This is a genomic window from Streptomyces sp. NPDC003635, assembly GCF_053587635.1.
In genome coordinates, this window is record NZ_JBSFOK010000023.1 from 37,266 (window position 1) to 54,089 (window position 16,824).

The 16,824-nt window shown below is 70.3% G+C and carries 15 protein-coding genes; 12 read left to right on the top strand and 3 right to left on the bottom strand.

What is annotated here, in order from left to right:
• The first annotated feature begins 274 nt into the window (after nt 1-274).
• The 6 genes from ftsZ to ACWDRW_RS21990 all read left to right on the top strand — a co-directional run bounded on the left by ftsZ (nt 275) and on the right by ACWDRW_RS21990 (nt 5,281).
• Nucleotides 275-1,465: a cell division protein FtsZ gene (gene ftsZ / locus ACWDRW_RS21965; RefSeq protein WP_451725496.1), complete on the top strand. Its 1,191-nt coding sequence runs from the start codon at nt 275-277 to the stop codon at nt 1,463-1,465.
• Nucleotides 1,462-2,190 carry a peptidoglycan editing factor PgeF gene (gene pgeF / locus ACWDRW_RS21970; protein ID WP_451725498.1) on the top strand — a complete coding sequence of 243 codons (729 nt, stop codon included), beginning with the start codon at nt 1,462-1,464 and terminating at the stop codon, nt 2,188-2,190. The genes ftsZ and pgeF overlap by 4 nt, the downstream gene beginning before the upstream one ends.
• A 6-nt stretch (nt 2,191-2,196) precedes the next feature.
• Nucleotides 2,197-2,916, top strand: a complete 720-nt coding sequence (locus ACWDRW_RS21975; RefSeq protein ID WP_451725499.1) for a YggS family pyridoxal phosphate-dependent enzyme — start codon at nt 2,197-2,199, stop codon at nt 2,914-2,916.
• A 128-nt stretch (nt 2,917-3,044) separates the two neighbouring features.
• The gene (locus ACWDRW_RS21980) at nt 3,045-3,686 is read left to right on the top strand and encodes a cell division protein SepF (protein ID WP_451725500.1); all 642 of its coding nucleotides are present in this window, start codon (nt 3,045-3,047) and stop codon (nt 3,684-3,686) included.
• An 87-nt stretch (nt 3,687-3,773) separates the two neighbouring features.
• A complete protein-coding gene (locus ACWDRW_RS21985; protein WP_007448661.1) occupies nt 3,774-4,058 on the top strand; it encodes a YggT family protein in 285 nt (94 codons plus the stop codon).
• Nucleotides 4,059-4,114: 56 nt separating this feature from the next.
• Nucleotides 4,115-5,281 carry a DivIVA domain-containing protein gene (locus ACWDRW_RS21990; RefSeq protein WP_451725502.1) on the top strand — a complete coding sequence of 389 codons (1,167 nt, stop codon included), beginning with the start codon at nt 4,115-4,117 and terminating at the stop codon, nt 5,279-5,281.
• A 152-nt stretch (nt 5,282-5,433) separates the two neighbouring features.
• On the opposite strand, the gene ileS is transcribed toward ACWDRW_RS21990, so the two are convergent.
• Entirely contained in the window at nt 5,434-8,571 is a 3,138-nt protein-coding gene (ileS, locus tag ACWDRW_RS21995) for an isoleucine--tRNA ligase (protein ID WP_451725504.1), read from the bottom strand.
• Between the two features lie 592 nt (nt 8,572-9,163).
• Between ileS and ACWDRW_RS22000 the strand changes: the two genes are divergently transcribed.
• From ACWDRW_RS22000 to ACWDRW_RS22020, 5 genes are all read left to right on the top strand, one after another.
• Nucleotides 9,164-10,198, top strand: a complete 1,035-nt coding sequence (locus tag ACWDRW_RS22000; protein ID WP_451725506.1) for a TraR/DksA family transcriptional regulator — start codon at nt 9,164-9,166, stop codon at nt 10,196-10,198.
• A 61-nt stretch (nt 10,199-10,259) separates the two neighbouring features.
• On the top strand, nt 10,260-10,859 hold the full coding sequence (gene lspA, locus ACWDRW_RS22005) for a signal peptidase II (protein ID WP_451725508.1): 600 nt from the start codon (nt 10,260-10,262) through the stop codon (nt 10,857-10,859).
• A 43-nt stretch (nt 10,860-10,902) separates the two neighbouring features.
• Entirely contained in the window at nt 10,903-11,847 is a 945-nt protein-coding gene (locus ACWDRW_RS22010) for an RluA family pseudouridine synthase (protein ID WP_451725510.1), read from the top strand.
• Nucleotides 11,844-12,314, top strand: a complete 471-nt coding sequence (locus ACWDRW_RS22015; RefSeq protein WP_451725511.1) for a GNAT family N-acetyltransferase — start codon at nt 11,844-11,846, stop codon at nt 12,312-12,314. Before ACWDRW_RS22010 ends, ACWDRW_RS22015 begins: the two co-directional genes overlap by 4 nt.
• 86 nt (nt 12,315-12,400) lie before the next feature.
• A complete protein-coding gene (locus tag ACWDRW_RS22020; protein ID WP_451725615.1) occupies nt 12,401-13,975 on the top strand; it encodes a Na+/H+ antiporter in 1,575 nt (524 codons plus the stop codon).
• A gap of 4 nt (nt 13,976-13,979) precedes the next feature.
• Here ACWDRW_RS22020 and ACWDRW_RS22025 read toward each other — a convergent pair whose 3' ends face one another.
• A complete protein-coding gene (locus tag ACWDRW_RS22025; RefSeq protein ID WP_451725512.1) occupies nt 13,980-15,092 on the bottom strand; it encodes a mechanosensitive ion channel family protein in 1,113 nt (370 codons plus the stop codon).
• Between the two features lie 95 nt (nt 15,093-15,187).
• Here ACWDRW_RS22025 and ACWDRW_RS22030 point away from each other — a divergent pair, with 95 nt between their 5' ends.
• The gene (locus ACWDRW_RS22030; protein ID WP_451725514.1) at nt 15,188-15,760 is read left to right on the top strand and encodes a dienelactone hydrolase family protein; all 573 of its coding nucleotides are present in this window, start codon (nt 15,188-15,190) and stop codon (nt 15,758-15,760) included.
• Nucleotides 15,761-15,787: 27 nt separating this feature from the next.
• Here ACWDRW_RS22030 and ACWDRW_RS22035 read toward each other — a convergent pair whose 3' ends face one another.
• The gene (locus ACWDRW_RS22035; protein ID WP_451725515.1) at nt 15,788-16,777 is read right to left on the bottom strand and encodes a zinc metalloprotease; all 990 of its coding nucleotides are present in this window, start codon (nt 16,775-16,777) and stop codon (nt 15,788-15,790) included.
• Nucleotides 16,778-16,824 lie beyond the last annotated feature (47 nt).

The following is a 16,824-nucleotide window of genomic DNA, read 5'->3' on the forward strand; positions in this document are numbered from 1 at the left end:
AGGCCAGCACCCTGGTTGGGCACTGCTACGGCTGATCACATAGGGTGAAAAGAAAAACGGGAGGTTCGGCGTGTTCGTTGAACGGGCGCCACTTGTCGACTTAGTGTCCTGTTCAGAAGACTCCAAGGAACAGACACACTGGTAACCCTAAACTTCAGGGTTAGGGTTCGGGTCGGCGAAACGGACCGTCCCATTCGGCATCCGTCGTCGGATCGAGAAGCGTGACCGCTTCCCGGGTCCGGCGACACGTAACTCGAGGCGAGAGGCCTTCGACGTGGCAGCACCGCAGAACTACCTCGCAGTCATCAAAGTCATCGGTGTCGGCGGCGGTGGTGTCAATGCCATCAACCGGATGATCGAGGTCGGTCTCAAGGGCGTCGAGTTCATCGCCATCAACACCGACGCGCAAGCCCTGTTGATGAGCGACGCCGACGTCAAGCTGGACGTCGGCCGGGAACTCACCCGCGGACTCGGCGCCGGAGCCAACCCGGCCGTCGGCCGCAAGGCCGCCGAGGACCACCGCGAGGAGATCGAGGAGGTCCTCAAGGGGGCCGACATGGTCTTCGTGACCGCCGGTGAAGGCGGCGGCACCGGCACCGGCGGCGCGCCCGTCGTGGCCAACATCGCCCGCTCGCTGGGCGCCCTGACCATCGGCGTGGTCACCCGCCCCTTCACCTTCGAGGGACGGCGCCGCGCCAACCAGGCCGAGGACGGCATCGCCGAACTCCGCGAAGAGGTCGACACCCTCATCGTCATCCCGAACGACCGCCTGCTGTCCATCTCGGACCGCCAGGTCTCGGTGCTCGACGCCTTCAAGTCGGCCGACCAGGTCCTGCTCTCCGGTGTCCAGGGCATCACCGACCTCATCACCACGCCCGGTCTGATCAACCTCGACTTCGCCGACGTCAAGTCGGTCATGTCCGAGGCCGGTTCGGCCCTCATGGGCATCGGCTCGGCCCGCGGCGACGACCGCGCGGTGGCGGCGGCCGAGATGGCGATCTCCTCGCCGCTGCTGGAGGCGTCCATCGACGGCGCCCGCGGTGTGCTGCTCTCCATCTCCGGCGGCTCCGACCTCGGTCTGTTCGAGATCAACGAGGCCGCCCAGCTGGTCAGCGAGGCCGCCCACCCCGAGGCCAACATCATCTTCGGCGCGGTCATCGACGACGCCCTCGGAGACGAGGTCCGGGTCACCGTGATCGCGGCCGGCTTCGACGGTGGCCAGCCGCCCGCCAAGCGGGACAACATCCTCGGCTCGTCCTCGGCCAAGCGCGAGGAGCCCACTCCGGTACGGCAGACCGAGAGCCGGCCGTCCTTCGGCTCGCTCGGCAGCGTCACGCCGAAGGAGGAGCCGGCGCCCGCTCCCGAGCCGGCCGCCGACCTCCCGGTCGCCCCGCCGGTCCCGCCGTCCCGGTCCTACTCGGACAGCGCGGCCGAGGAGCTGGACGTGCCGGACTTCCTGAAGTGATAGGACAGCGCGACACCGTGAGCGGCGCGCACTTCGCCTTCACCGACAGGTGGGGCGGGGTGAGCGCCGTTCCGTACGAGGAGCTCAACCTCGGCGGCGCGGTCGGCGACGACACCGGCGCCGTGCGCGCCAATCGGGAGCTGGCGGCCAAGTCGCTGGGGATCGACCCCGGCCGGGTGGTCTGGATGAACCAGGTGCACGGCAAGGACGTCGCGGTGGTCGACCGGCCCTGGGGAGACAGCCCGGTGCCGGAGGTCGACGCGATCGTCACCACCGAGCGCGGTCTCGCCCTCGCCGTCCTGACCGCCGACTGCACACCGGTCCTGCTCGCCGACCCCGTCGCGGGAGTCGTCGCTGCCGCTCACGCGGGCCGTCCCGGCATGGTCGCCGGGGTCGTCCCCGCCGCGCTACGCGCGATGATGGAACTGGGCGCCGAACCGTCCCGGATCGTCGCCCGCACCGGACCCGCCGTGTGCGGCCGGTGCTACGAGGTGCCGGAGGAGATGCGCGCCGAGGTGTCCGCCGTCGAGCCGGCGGCGTTCGCCGAGACGAGCTGGGGCACGCCGGCGGTGGACGTGACCGCCGGGGTGCAGGCGCAGCTCGACCGGCTCGGGGTGCGCGACCGGGAGCAGTCGCCGGTGTGCACGCGTGAGTCGGGCGACCACTTCTCCTACCGCCGCGACCGGACCACGGGCCGGCTCGCGGGCTATGTCTGGCTGGACTGATGGGGCATGACGGAACGTAAGGACGAACTCGCCAGAAACCTGGCGAAAGTCGAGGAACGCATCGCCGCCGCGTGCGCGTCCGCCGGGCGCAAGCGCGAGGAGGTGACCCTGATCGTGGTCACCAAGACGTACCCCGCGAGCGATGTGCGGATCCTCTCGGAGCTCGGTGTGCGGCACGTCGCCGAGAACAAGGACCAGGACGCGGCTCCGAAGGCCGCGGAATGCTCGGATCTGCCCCTTCAGTGGCACTTTGTCGGTCAGCTGCAGACCAACAAGGTTCGATCCGTGGTCGGTTACGCGGATCTCGTGCAGTCCGTCGATCGTTCCAAGCTGGTGACGGCCCTCTCGAAGGAGGCCGTACGGGCCGGGCGCGAGGTGGGTTGTCTCCTCCAGGTCGCCCTCGACGCGGGCGAGCGGGAGCGGGGGGAGCGCGGCGGCGTGGCGCCGGGCGGGGTCGAGGAGTTGGCCGGCCTGGTCGCCGAGGCCCCGGGGTTGCGGCTCGACGGGTTGATGACCGTCGCACCCTTGACCGGAGAGTACGCGGGACGTGAACGGGCGGCGTTCGAGCGGTTGATGGATTTGTCGACCGACCTGCGCCGAACACATCCGGCTGCGAACATGGTCTCGGCAGGAATGAGTGCGGACCTCGAACAGGCCGTGGCGGCCGGGGCGACACATGTACGCGTCGGCAGCGCGGTACTCGGAGTCCGCGCGAGGCTCGGGTAACGTCGCCAGGAAGTCGGACCACAGCAGAAAATATGGTCATTACCGCGAAGAGCGGGCGTAACGACCTCGTGGATGGCGGGCACTTGGCAGTCGTCAGCCGATCCACCACAGAGCGGAGGACTCAGAGCATGGCCGGCGCGATGCGCAAGATGGCGGTCTACCTCGGCCTCGTGGAGGACGATGGGTACGACGGCCGCGGTTTCGATCCCGACGACGACTTCGAACCCGAACTCGACCCCGAGCCCGAGCGGGACCACCGGCCGCACGAGCGGTCGCACCAGTCCCACAGTGCACATCAGTCCCAAAGGGATGAATCGGTACGAGTGGTACAGCCTTCGGTGCCACGCGAGCCGGTGCCGCATTCCGCTTCGCTAGCCGCGGAATCCGGGCGCCCGGCGCGGATCGCGCCCGTGGCGTCCATCACACAAGAACGTCAGAGCCTGGAGAAGAACGCGCCGGTGATCATGCCCAAGGTCGTGTCGGAACGAGAGCCGTACCGGATCACCACGCTTCACCCGCGGACCTACAACGAGGCCCGTACCATCGGGGAACACTTCCGTGAAGGCACCCCGGTGATCATGAATCTGACTGAGATGGATGACACAGACGCCAAGCGACTTGTCGACTTTGCGGCTGGTTTGGTGTTTGGTCTTCACGGCAGCATCGAGCGGGTGACGCAGAAGGTGTTCCTGTTGTCGCCTGCTAACGTCGATGTCACGGCGGAGGACAAGGCCCGCATCGCAGAGGGCGGGTTCTTCAACCAGAGCTGAGACGCACCACCGGAAAAAGCAGTAAACAAGAGCAACACACCGCAGTACCGCAGCAGCACGGAACATGGGGAGAGGGAAGCAAGGGTCATGAGCGTGGTCCTGGATGTCGTCTACATCGCGCTGATGTGCTTCCTCATCGTGCTGATCTTCCGGTTGGTCATGGACTACGTCTTCCAGTTCGCCCGCTCGTGGCAACCCGGCAAGGCGATGGTGGTCGTTCTGGAGGCCACCTACACTGTCACTGATCCACCGCTCAAGCTTCTGCGGCGGTTCATTCCGCCGCTGCGTCTCGGGGGCGTGGCGCTCGACCTGTCCTTCTTCGTACTGATGATCATCGTCTACATCCTGATCTCGATCGTGAGCCGGCTGTGATGAGCGATGTGACCTACCGTCTTGCCGAATGCCGACGACTACGTTGAGGTGAAGAGATGCCGTTGACCCCCGAGGACGTGCGGAACAAGCAGTTCACGACCGTCCGCCTCCGAGAAGGCTATGACGAGGACGAGGTCGATGCCTTCCTCGATGAGGTCGAAGCCGAACTGACCCGCCTGCTCCGCGAGAACGAGGACCTGCGCGCCAAGCTGGCCGCGGCCACGCGCGCTGCTGCCCAGAACCAGCAGAACATGCGCAAGCCTCCGGAGCAGCCGCAGGACCAGCAGCAGGGTATGCCGCCGCAGGGAGGCATGCCCCAGCAGGGTGGTATGCCCCAGCAGGGCGGCATGCCGCAGCAGGGCATGCGCGGCCCGGGCGCCCCGGTGCCGGCCGGCATATCGGGCCCGCCGCAGCAGCAGATGGGTGGCCCCATGGGTGGCCCGCCCCAGCTGCCGAGCGGTGCCCCGCAGCTGCCCGCCGGTCCCGGCGGTCAGGGTGGCCCTCAGGGTCCCGGTCCGATGGGCCAGGGTCCCGGCCCGATGGGTCAGCCCCCGATGCAGCAGATGGGCGGTCCGATGGGCGGCCCCATGGGCGGTCCGATGGGCGGCCCCGGTCAGGGCCCCGGTGGCGACAGCGCCGCCCGTGTCCTCTCGCTGGCCCAGCAGACCGCCGACCAGGCGATCGCCGAGGCCCGTTCCGAGGCCAACAAGATCGTCGGTGAGGCGCGTTCGCGTGCCGAGGGTCTCGAGCGCGACGCTCGTGCCAAGGCCGACGCCCTGGAGCGGGACGCGCAGGAGAAGCACCGCGTCGCGATGGGCTCCCTGGAGTCCGCCCGCGCCACGCTGGAGCGCAAGGTCGAGGACCTGCGCGGCTTCGAGCGCGAGTACCGTACGCGCCTGAAGTCCTACCTGGAGTCGCAGCTGCGTCAGCTGGAGACCCAGGCCGACGACTCGCTGGCCCCGCCGCGCACCCCGGCCGCCGCCTCGCTGCCGCCGTCCCCGGCGCCGTCGATGGCCCCGGCCGGTGCCAGTGCCCCGTCCTACGGCGGCAACCAGGGCATGGGCGGCGGTCCGGCTCCGGCCGGCCCCTCCTACGGCGGTCAGCAGCAGATGTCCCCCGCGATGACCCAGCCGATGGCGCCGGTGCGTCCGCAGGGCCCGTCCCCGATGGGCCAGGCTCCCTCGCCGATGCGCGGGTTCCTGATCGACGAGGACGACAACTGACAGCCGGTAGTACGCCTTAGGCGTCGGCGGCGTTCAAAGGGGCGAGCCCCGGACTTCTGGTCCGGGGCTCGCCCCTTTTACCCGCGTTGAGCGAAGGCTGAGCAACAGAAGGGCCCGGCCTCCGATGGGAGACCGGGCCCTCTCGTGCCGGGTTACGCCTTGCGCAGGCGGAACGTCAGGGACAGACCCTCGTCGCTGAACGGCGTGCCGTAGCTGTCGTCCGCCTCGCCCTGGGCGAAGTCCGTGGCGAGCACCTCGTCGGCGATCAGGGACGTGTGCTCGGACAGGGCCGCCACGACCGCCTGGTCCGTCGCCGACCACCGCAGGGCGATCCGGTCGGCCACGTCCAGCCCGCTGTTCTTGCGCGCCTCCTGGATCAGACGGATCGCGTCACGGGCGAGCCCGGCCCGGCGGAGCTCCTCCGTGATCTCCAGGTCCAGTGCCACCGTGGCTCCCGAGTCGGAGGCCACCGACCAGCCCTCGCGCGGGGTCTCGGTGATGATCACCTCGTCCGGGGCCAGGGTGACCGTCTCGCCGTCCACCTCGACCGACGCCGTGCCCTCGCGCAGCGCCAGCGACAGGGCCGCCGCGTCCGCGTTCGCGACCGCCTTCGCCACGTCCTGGACGCGCTTGCCGAACCGCTTGCCCAGCGCGCGGAAGTTGGCCTTCGCGGTGGTGTCGACCAGGCTGCCGCCGACCTCGGACAGCGAGGCCAGCGACTCGACGTTCAGCTCCTCCGTGATCTGCGTGTGCAGCTCGGGGGAGAGCGCGTCGAAGCCCGTCGCCGCCACCAGCGCGCGGGACAGCGGCTGGCGCGTCTTCACGCCCGACTCCGCGCGCGTGGCACGGCCCAGCTCCACCAGGCGGCGGACCAGGACCATCTGCTTCGACAGCTCCGGGTCGATGGCGGTGAGGTCCGCCTCCGGCCAGGAGGACAGGTGCACCGACTCCGGGGCGCCCGGGGTGACGGGGACGATCAGGTCCTGCCAGACCCGCTCGGTGATGAACGGGGTCAGCGGGGCCATCAGCTTCGTCACCGTCTCGACGACCTCGTGCAGCGTGCGCAGCGCGGCCTTGTCGCCCTGCCAGAACCGGCGCCGGGAACGACGGACGTACCAGTTCGACAGGTCGTCGACGAACGCCGAGAGCAGCTTGCCGGCGCGCTGGGTGTCGTACGCCTCCAGCGCCTGGGTCACCTGGTCGGTGAGCGCGTGGAGTTCGGACAGCAGCCAGCGGTCCAGCAGCGGTCGCTCCGCCGGGGCCGGGTCCGCCTCGGACGGCGCCCAGTCCGACGTACGGGCGTACAGGGCCTGGAAGGCCACCGTGTTCCAGTACGTCAGCAGGGTCTTGCGCACGACCTCCTGGATCGTGCCGTGGCCCACCCGGCGGGCCGCCCACGGCGAACCGCCGGCCGCCATGAACCAGCGCACCGCGTCGGCGCCGTGCTGGTCCATGAGCGGGATCGGCTGCAGGATGTTGCCCAGGTGCTTGGACATCTTGCGGCCGTCCTCGGCGAGGATGTGGCCGAGGCAGACGACGTTCTCGTACGAGGACTTGTCGAAGACCAGGGTGCCCACCGCCATCAGCGTGTAGAACCACCCACGCGTCTGGTCGATGGCCTCGCTGATGAACTGCGCCGGGTAGCGGGACTCGAACAGTTCCTTGTTCTTGTACGGGTAGCCCCACTGCGCGAACGGCATCGAACCCGAGTCGTACCAGGCGTCGATGACCTCCGGCACGCGCGTGGCCGTCTTCTCGCACTGGGGGCACGGGAAGGTGACGTCGTCGATGAACGGGCGGTGCGGGTCCAGCGCCGACTGGTCGGTGCCGCTCAGCTCGGACAGCTCCGCGCGGGAGCCGACGCAGGTGAGGTGGTCGTCCTCGCAGCGCCAGATCGGCAGCGGGGTGCCCCAGTACCGGTTGCGGGACAGCGCCCAGTCGATGTTGTTCTGCAGCCAGTCGCCGAAGCGGCCGTGCTTCACCGAGCCCGGGAACCAGTTGGTGTTCTCGTTCTCCTGAAGGAGGCGGTCCTTGACGGCGGTGGTGCGGATGTACCAGGACGGCTGCGCGTAGTAGAGGAGCGCGGTGTGGCAGCGCCAGCAGTGGGGGTAGCTGTGCTCGTACGGGATGTGCCTGAAGAGGAGGCCGCGCTGCTGGAGGTCCTCGGTGAGCTTTTCGTCCGCCTTCTTGAAGAAGACGCCGCCGACCAGGGGGACGTCCTCCTCGAAGGTGCCGTCGGGGCGGACGGGGTTCACGACCGGCAGCCCGTAGGCGCGGCACACCTTCAGGTCGTCCTCACCGAAGGCGGGGGACTGGTGGACCAGACCCGTACCGTCCTCGGTGGTGACGTACTCGGCGTTGACGACGTAGTGCGCGGGCTCGGAGAACTCGACCAGCTCGAAGGGGCGCTGGTAGGTCCAGCGCTCCATCTCGGCGCCGGTGAAGGACCGGCCGGTGGTCTCCCAGCCCTCGCCGAGCGCCTTGGCGACCAGCGGCTCGGCGACGACCAGCTTCTCCTGGCCGTTCGTCGCGACCACGTAGGTGACGTCGGGGTGCGCGGCGACCGCGGTGTTGGAGACCAGCGTCCAGGGGGTCGTCGTCCAGACCAGGAGCGCGGCCTCGCCGGCCAGCGGACCGGAGGTGAGCGGGAAACGGACGTACACGGACGGGTCGACGACCGTCTCGTAGCCCTGGGCCAGCTCGTGGTCCGACAGGCCGGTGCCGCAGCGGGGGCACCAGGGGGCGACGCGGTGGTCCTGGACCAGCAGACCCTTGTTGAAGATCTCCTTGAGCGACCACCAGACGGACTCGATGTACTCGGGCTCCATCGTGACGTAGGCGTCATCGAGGTCGACCCAGTAGCCCATGCGGGTCGTCAGGTCGGCGAAGGCGTCGGTGTGGCGCAGCACGGAGTCGCGGCACTTGGCGTTGAACTCGGCGATGCCGTACGCCTCGATGTCCTTCTTGCCGCTGAAGCCGAGCTCCTTCTCGACCGCCAGCTCCACCGGGAGGCCGTGGCAGTCCCAGCCCGCCTTGCGGGCCACGTGGTAGCCGCGCATGGTGCGGAAGCGGGGGAAGACGTCCTTGAAGACGCGGGCCTCGATGTGGTGGGCGCCAGGCATGCCGTTGGCGGTGGGCGGGCCCTCGTAGAACACCCACTCGGGGCGGCCCTCGGACTGCTCCAGGCTCTTGGCGAAGATCTTCTGCTCGCGCCAGAAGTCGAGCACCGCGTGTTCGAGCGCGGGCAGGTCGACCTGGGCGGGCACCTGGCGGTACGTCGGCTGTGTCATCAGCGAGCTTCCTCCGGCGGACTTGCTGCCTTCCGTCCGGAGGGACGAGAGCTACGTCTGTCGTTGCGCCGTCTTCGGCGCGCTCCCGCGGTACCACCCTCCTTGGCCCGCCGACGCTCCGTGTGCCTCGGTGAGCCCCCTCATTGGGGTCGCGATGCCGGTTCTACGGCCCTCAGGGGGCTTTCTTCCGGCGGCTCCGGGGTGATCTTCACGTCGCGCTCGCCCCCGGGCTTCCACCGTCCCCGGGTCGCTCTGGGCTGCGTGCGCCGCTACTCGTCCCCATCCACGCTTTTCGCTCCGCCCAGTGTACGGCGCCGCGCGGACAGCGGCCGACCGGTTTTCCGGCCCCGGCGGCGGGGGCCCGGTGTGGCCTGCGGTGACCCGAATGGCGCGGTACGCGTGTTCGGATTCTGGGACGCCCCGCCGCGCGGATTACCCCGCGGGGAGCTGGGCACAACGGATGCAGGCCGGCCGTGGGGCTTCCGCGAGCGGGCGAATCGGGCGGTGTGCCCCATTGCCGCGGGGCTCGAGTCGATTTATCGTCCCAGCACGATTCGCGAGCAAGATCACAATATGTGAAGGGGCCGCGGCCATGGTGGCGAAGAAGACCGCCGTACAGCAGTCGGCGTCCGGCAGGTCCACGAAGGCCTCCGGTGGTGCGGCCAAGGACGCGAGCGGGAAGAAGAGCACCCAAGGGAGCTCCGGCAGACAGCAGGGGGACGCCGCGAAGGCGGTGAAGGCGGTGCGTGGGGGCGGGGCGGCCAAGAAGGCCGCCGCCAAGAAGGCGGCTCCTGCGAAGGAGGCGGCCGAGGAGGCGGCGGGATCGGGGCGAGCGGCGGCCCGGAAGGCCGCGGCGAAGGACGCGGTGGCCGAGAAGCCGGCCGCCAAGAAGGCCGCGTCCAGGAAGGGAGCCGTGAAGAAGGCCGTGACGGAGAAGGGCACGGCCAGGAAGAGCGCCGCGAAGAAGAGCGCGGCGAGGAAGGAGGGCGCACCGGCTGCCGCCAAGGAGGCCGCCGGCAAGAAGACCACTGCTCACGCGCGTGCCGCCACCAGGACCGGCGCCGCCGAGAAGAGCGCGGTCAGGAAGAGCACGGCCAAGAAGGCGGGCGCGGCCGAGGCCGCGGAGCAGACGGGAGCCACGACGGTGGTTGCGAAGAAGACTCCTGGCACGGCCACGGCGGCCGCGAAGACCGCCGTTCCCAAGGCACGCGTCGCCGCGGCGGTGGAGCCCGGCGAGCTCGCCGTACGCCCCGGCGAGGACCCCTGGACCCCGGAGGAGGTCGAGGAGGCCCGCTCCGAGCTGATGACCGAGGCGCTGCGCCTGCGGGACGAGATCACCTCCTCCGAGCAGTCGCTCGCGGGTCTGATGCGGGACTCGGGGGACGGCGCCGGCGACGACCAGGCCGACACCGGAACGAAGAACATCACGCGGGAGCACGAGCTGGCGCTGGCCGCCAACGCGCGGGAGATGCTCACCCAGACCGAGCGAGCCCTGGAGCGGCTGGACGCGGGCACCTACGGTCTGTGCGAGAACTGCGGCAACCCCATCGGCAAGGCCCGTATGCAGGCCTTCCCGCGCGCGACGCTGTGCGTGGAGTGCAAGCAGAAGCAGGAACGCCGGTACTGAGGGCCCGGCCGGGCGTGCCGTACCCTCGTCCTCAGTCAGGTACCTAGGTTGAGGGACTCACGTGGCAGAGGCGGAGCGCATCATCGGTACGCCGGATTCCCCGGACGGGGCTGCGGCCGAACCGGAGCAGTCATCCAGTCCGGAGGGGCAGGAGGGCGCCCAGGAGCGGCCCAGGGGGAAGCGCCGGATCGCCGTGCTGTTCGCGGTCGCCACCTTCGCCTACCTCCTCGACCTGATCAGCAAGATGATCGTGGTGGCCAAGCTGGAGCACCACGAGCCCATCGAGATCATCGGGGACTGGCTGAAGTTCGAGGCGATCCGGAACGCCGGCGCGGCCTTCGGCTTCGGCGAGGCCTTCACCGTGATCTTCACGGTGATCGCGGCGGCCGTGATCGTGGTGATCGCCCGGCTCGCCCGCAAGCTCTACAGCCTGCCCTGGGCCATCGCCCTCGGCCTGCTGCTGGGTGGTGCGCTGGGCAACCTCACCGACCGGATCTTCCGCTCGCCGGGCGTCTTCGAGGGCGCGGTCGTGGACTTCATCGCGCCCAAGCACTTCGCGGTGTTCAACCTCGCGGACTCGGCGATCGTGTGCGGCGGCATCCTGATCGTGCTGCTGTCGTTCAAGGGGCTCGACCCGGACGGCACCGTCCACAAGGACTGAGCGCGCGGTCGGGAGTGTCTCACCCGTCCGGCATACTCGACGGGTGAGCACGATTCCCGAGATCCGTACCCTGCCCGTGCCGGACGGCCTGGAGGGCGAGCGCGTCGACGCCGCCATCTCCCGCATGTTCGGCTTCTCCCGTACCAAGGCCGCGGAGCTCGCCGCGGCGGGCAAGGTGCTGGTCGACGGCACGGTGGTCGGCAAGTCCGAGCGCGTGCGCGGTGGTGCCTGGCTCGAGGTCGAGATGCCGGGCGCGCCCGCGCCGGTGCAGATCGTCGCCGAACCGGTCGAGGGCATGGAGATCGTGCACGACGACGATGACGTGGTCGTGATCGTCAAGCCGGTCGGGGTGGCCGCGCATCCGTCGCCGGGCTGGACCGGGCCGACCGTGATCGGCGGCCTGGCCGCCGCCGGGTACCGCATCTCCACCTCCGGTGCCGCAGAGCGGCAGGGCATCGTGCACCGGCTCGACGTCGGCACCTCGGGTCTGATGGTCGTCGCCAAGTCGGAGCGGGCGTACACCTCGCTCAAGCGGCAGTTCAAGGAGCGCACGGTCGACAAGCGCTACCACACGCTCGTCCAGGGCCACCCCGACCCGACCAGCGGCACCATCGACGCGCCGATCGGCCGCCATCCCCACCACGACTACAAGTGGGCGGTCACGGCGGACGGCAAGCCGTCCGTCACGCACTACGACCTCATCGAGGCGTTCCGCGCGGCCTCCCTGCTCGACGTGAAGCTGGAGACCGGCCGCACCCACCAGATCCGCGTCCACATGGCCGCCCACCGGCACCCCTGCGTCGGGGACCTGACCTACGGCGCCGACCCCACCCTCGCCAAGCGGCTGCGCCTTACCCGGCAGTGGCTGCACGCCGTCCGGCTCGGCTTCGAACACCCCGGGGACGGGCAGTGGGCGGAGTTCTCCTGCGCGTACCCGGACGATCTTCAGCAGGCCCTGGACAAGGTGCGCGAGGAGACCTACGGATGACGTCCCCGTCCTTCGTCGTGCGGGTCGCCGTCGCGGAGGCCGACCGTGAGGCGTGCTTCGCCGTGCGCCGGGAGGTCTTCGTCGTCGAGCAGGGCGTGCCCGAGGACATCGAGTACGACGCCTACGACGCCGTGGCCGTGCATGTGCTGGCCGTGCGGGAGGACGGGCTGCCGCTCGGGGCGGGCCGGCTGCTGTACGGCGAGGCCGCGGCGGCGAAGGTGGGCACCGACCTCTCGGTGGGCTCGCTCGGCCGGCTCGCGGTGTCCAAGGCGGCGCGCGGACTCGGCATCGGCGTCGCCCTGGTGCGGGCCATCGAGGACGCGGCACGCGCGCGTGGGCTCACGGCGGTGGATCTGCACGCCCAGACACAGGCGCTGGGGTTCTACGAGCGGCTGGGCTACGAGGCGTACGGACCGGAGTTCCCCGACGCGGGGATACCGCACCGGGCGATGCGGCGCGCTGTCTAGCGAGGTGCCGCAAGCCCTGGTGAGGGCGGTGCCGTGGCAGGCTTGAGGTCTGCCCTGTGGACGCCGATCTCGCCGGAGCGCTGACCGTGGATCAGTTGGCCCTGTTGTTCGTGCTGTTGCTCGGGGCCGTGGTGAGTGTCCCGGTGGGGGACCGGCTGGGGCTGCCGGCGCCGGTGCTGATGACCCTGCTCGGGATCGTACTGGCGCTGCTGGAGTTCGTACCCAACGTCGAGGTGCCGCCCGAGCTGATCCTGCCGTTGCTGTTGCCGCCGTTGCTGTACGCGGCCGTACGGCGGACCTCCTGGCGGCAGTTCGCGACGAATGTGCGGCCGATCTTCCTGCTGGCCGTGGCCCTGGTGTTCGTGACGACCGTGTGCGTGGCCGTCGTCGCGCACTCGATCATCCCCGGGCTGCCCGTCGCCGCCGCCGTCGCGCTCGGCGCGCTGGTCGCGCCCCCGGATCCCGTCGCCGCCACCGCCGTGGCCGGACAGCTCGGGCTGCCCCGCAGGCTGGTGTCCATCCTGGAGGGTGAGGGGCTCTTCAACGACGTCACCGCGATCGTGCTCTACCACGTGGCCATCGCGGCGGTCGTCAGCGGCACGTTCTCGCCCTGGCGGGCCGGACTCGACCTGGTGCTCTCCGCGGTCGTGGCGCTGGTCGTCGGGCTCGCGCTGGGCTGGGGCGCGAACCGGCTGATGGGCCTCCTCGGGGACGCCACACTGCAGATCGGGCTGACGCTGCTGGTGCCGTACGCCGCCTACGTGCTGGCCGAGGAGCTGCACGGCTCCGGGGTGCTGGCCGTGCTGACCACCGCGCTCTTCCTCGCCGAGTACGCCACCGACGCGGACGACGTGATGACCCGGCTCGCCGGTCACACCTTCTGGGACGTCGTCGACACGCTCGTCACCGGGGTGGCCTTCGGGCTGATCGGACTCGAACTCCACAACGCCGTGCGGACGGCGTCCGGGCGGTGGGGCGAGCTGCTGGGGTGGGCGGCGGCGATCGTGGGCGTGGTCGTGTTCGTCCGGCTGCTGTGGCTGCTGCCGGCGACCTGGCTGACCAAGCGGCTGCACGCCCGGCGGGACCATGACGAGGACATCCCCATGAGCTGGCGGGAGACCGTCGTCATGTGGTGGTCGGGGATGCGCGGGGTGGCGTCGGTGGCGCTGGCGCTGGCGATCCCGCTGCGGGTGGACGACGGATCCCCCTTTCCCGACCGGGACGAGATCGTGTTCGTCGCGTTCGGCGTGATCATGGCCACGCTGGTGCTCCAGGGGCTGACCCTGCCGTGGCTGGTGAAGCGGCTCGGGGTGCGGGCGGACTCCGCCCGGGAGAAGGAGTTCGAGAAGGCCCTGGCGGTGCGGGCGGCCACGGCGGCGAAGCGGCGGCTGAAGGAGATCGAGGCCGTCGAGGACCTGCCGGAGGAGCTGAGCGAGCAGATGATGCGGCGCGCCTTCGACATCGGTGTGCGGATCTCGCCCGAGATGGGCGACGAGGAGCGCCGCGAGATGCACCGGACGGTCAAGCGCGTACGGCGGATTCAGCGGGAGATGCTGAGCGCCGCCCGGCACGAGGTCCTGGCGGCGCGCAGCGAACCCGGGGCGGACCCGGAGGTGGTCGACCGGGTGCTGCGCCATCTGGATGTGCGCAGCCTCCGGTGACCCCTCAGCGTCCGGTCCGCGGCGGTTCGTGGGCCCGGCGGGGACGCCGGCCGTCCGGCGAGCGGGGCTGGGGCGGGACACCGGGCGGCAGGACCGCGTCCGCCGTGTTGACCCGGGGCAGGGCGTAGGTGTGGTGCGTGGTGAGCCAGTTCAGCATGTGCTCGCGGACCGTCACCCGCACCGTCCAGATGTCGTCCGCGTCCTTCGCCGTCACCAGGGCCCTGACCTGCATGGTGGTCGGGGTGGAGTCGGTGACCGAGAGGTCGCAGGCGCGGCCGTCCCAGGCGGGGCACTCCCGCAGGATGTCGCGGAGCTTCTCGCGCATCAGCTCCACCGGCGCCGAGTGGTCCAGGTGCCAGTAGACGATGCCCGTCATCTGGGCGCCGCCCCGGGACCAGTTCTCGAAGGGCTTGGAGGTGAAGTACGACACCGGCATGGTGATGCGGCGCTCGTCCCAGGTACGGACGGTCAGGAACGTCAGGGTGATCTCCTCGACGGTGCCCCACTCCCCGTCGACCACCACCGTGTCCCCGATGCGCACCATGTCGCCGAAGGCGATCTGCAGCCCGGCGAACATGTTGCTCAGCGTCGACTGGGCGGCCACGCCCGCCACGATGCCGAGGATGCCGGCCGAGGCCAGCAGGGAGGCGCCGGCGGCGCGCATCGCGGGGAAGGTCAGCAGCATCGCGGCCGCGGCGACCACGCCCACCACGGCCGCCACCACGCGTGTGATGAGCGTCACCTGGGTGCGTACGCGCCGGACCCGGGCCGGGTCGCGGTGGACCCGGGCGTAGCGGGTGTACGTGGTCTCGACGACCGCCGCCGCGATCCGGATCACCAGCCAGGCCGCCGAGCCGATCAGCACCAGCGTCAGGGTCTGGCCGATTCCGACCCGGTGCTCCTCCAGCAGCTGCGCCGAGTCGTACGAGCCTCTGAGCATGGCCGCGCACAGCACCAGCTGGTAGGGGATGCGGGCCCGGCGCAGCAGGCCCCACAGGGGCGTCTCGGAATGCCGTTGGTCGGCCTTGCGCAGCAGCAGGTCGGTGGCCCACCCGATGAGCAGGGTGAGCACGACCGACCCGCCGACGACGATCAGCGGTCGGAGTACGTTCTCCATGCCTCCGAACGTAACCGGATCCGGGGGGTGCTGAACATGCGGACCGGTGAGACACAGCGCACGCCCCTGTCGTACCAGGCTGGCACCATGGCCTCATGAACATCATGCTCTTTCACTCGACCTACGGCCCGCGCCCCGCGGTGCGCCAGGCCGCGGACCGGCTGCGCGAGGCCGGACACGAGGTGTGGACGCCGGACCTCTTCGAGGGCCGTACGTTCGACACCGTCGAGGAGGGCATGGCCTTCAAGGAGGAGCTCGGCAAGGACGAACTGCTCAAGCGGGCCGTTCTGGCCGCCGCGCCCTATTCCGAACGGGGCCTGGTGTACGCCGGGTTCTCGCTCGGCGCGTCCGTCGCGCAGACCCTCGCCCTCGGCGACGACAAGGCGCGCGGGCTGCTGCTTCTGCACGGCACGTCCGACATCGCGCCGAACGCCTCGGTGGACGAGCTGCCGGTGCAGCTGCATGTCGCCGAGCCGGATCCGTTCGAGACCGACGACTGGCTGAGCGCCTGGTATCTCCAGATGGGCAGAGCCGGCGCCGACGTGGAGGTCTACCGGTACGCCGGGGCCGGTCACCTCTACACCGACCCCGAGCTGCCGGACTACGACGCCGAGGCGGCCGAGGCCACCTGGCGGGTGGCGCTCGGCTTCCTGGACTCGCTTCAGTAGGCAGCCCTCACGGGGCCCTCAGTGGGTTCAGCCGGCCGCGCGGTAGGCCGCCCAGTGCTGCTGCATGCGCGTCACCTGACCCGCGGTGAACTGGTACATGCAGGAGTCGTACGTGTAGTCCATGAAGTTGTGGATGGGGTCGGCGCCCGCCTTGCGGGTGCAGGTGTCCCGGCCCTCGGGGCACTCGTAGGCGGCGCTCTTCTCGGCGGCGGTGTCCTCGACGTAGTCGCCGTTGCCGTTACAGCCGCCCTGGAAGGTGTGGTAGAGCCCCATCCAGTGGCCGACCTCGTGGGTGCCGGTGTCGCCCTCGTTGTAGTTGGCCGCCGAGCCGCCGGGCAGCGAGGCGTCCAGCAGGACCACGCCGTCCATCGAGGGGCTGGACTTGTAGGAGCTGGGGAAGGTGGCCCAGCCGAGCAGTCCGTCGCCGAGGTTGGCGGTGTAGACGTTGAGCGCGTTCGCCCCGCCCTGACGCAGGGCGGACTTCATCGCCTTCTCCTCCGCCGAGCCGTAACCGACGTTGTACCAGGCCGCGTTGTCGGTGTACGTCGTACCGGCCAGGGTGAACTGGAAGCCGGAGTCGGTGTTTCCGGTGCCCTGGCCCGCGAACGCGGAGTTCAGGACGTTCATCTGGGCGGTGATGTCGGAGGCGTCGAGCTTGCCGGTGGTGCCGTCGTGGATGACGTGGAAGTACACCGGGATCGTCGTGGAGGCGGCCGCGGCGAGGCTGCGGTTGCCCGAGGCGGGCAGCTTGTCCAGCTTCTTCTGCAGGTCGGCGTTCATGGCCTGGGCCTTGGCGGCGCTGACCTCGTTGGGCTCGGCGACGGACTCGCCGTGCCCCGGGCGGGCCTCGCGGGCCGCGGCGTGGGTGTCCGTGTCGGGGCAGTCGGCGGCCGGAGCCTGAGCCGCCGCGAGACCGGTGGGGGCCGACACGGGGGAGAGCATCAGGGTTCCGGCCACGACGGTCGTGGCGAGAAGGCGTCTGCGCTGAGACGGGGATATCCGGGCGAGCACACGCATGCTGACTCCTGGCTGATGCGTTGGGGAGAAGGCGCACAGGGGTCTTC

Coding starts and splice junctions, on each gene's coding strand:
- ACWDRW_RS21975 (WP_451725499.1), top strand. CDS start 2,197: ATGACGGAACGTAAGGACGAACTCGCCAGAAACCTGGCGAAAGTCGAG.
- ACWDRW_RS21980 (WP_451725500.1), top strand. CDS start 3,045: ATGGCCGGCGCGATGCGCAAGATGGCGGTCTACCTCGGCCTCGTGGAG.
- ACWDRW_RS21985 (WP_007448661.1), top strand. CDS start 3,774: ATGAGCGTGGTCCTGGATGTCGTCTACATCGCGCTGATGTGCTTCCTC.
- ACWDRW_RS21990 (WP_451725502.1), top strand. CDS start 4,115: ATGCCGTTGACCCCCGAGGACGTGCGGAACAAGCAGTTCACGACCGTC.
- ileS (WP_451725504.1), bottom strand. CDS start 8,571: ATGACACAGCCGACGTACCGCCAGGTGCCCGCCCAGGTCGACCTGCCC.
- ACWDRW_RS22000 (WP_451725506.1), top strand. CDS start 9,164: ATGGTGGCGAAGAAGACCGCCGTACAGCAGTCGGCGTCCGGCAGGTCC.
- ACWDRW_RS22015 (WP_451725511.1), top strand. CDS start 11,844: ATGACGTCCCCGTCCTTCGTCGTGCGGGTCGCCGTCGCGGAGGCCGAC.
- ACWDRW_RS22025 (WP_451725512.1), bottom strand. CDS start 15,092: ATGGAGAACGTACTCCGACCGCTGATCGTCGTCGGCGGGTCGGTCGTG.
- ACWDRW_RS22030 (WP_451725514.1), top strand. CDS start 15,188: ATGAACATCATGCTCTTTCACTCGACCTACGGCCCGCGCCCCGCGGTG.
- ACWDRW_RS22035 (WP_451725515.1), bottom strand. CDS start 16,777: ATGCGTGTGCTCGCCCGGATATCCCCGTCTCAGCGCAGACGCCTTCTC.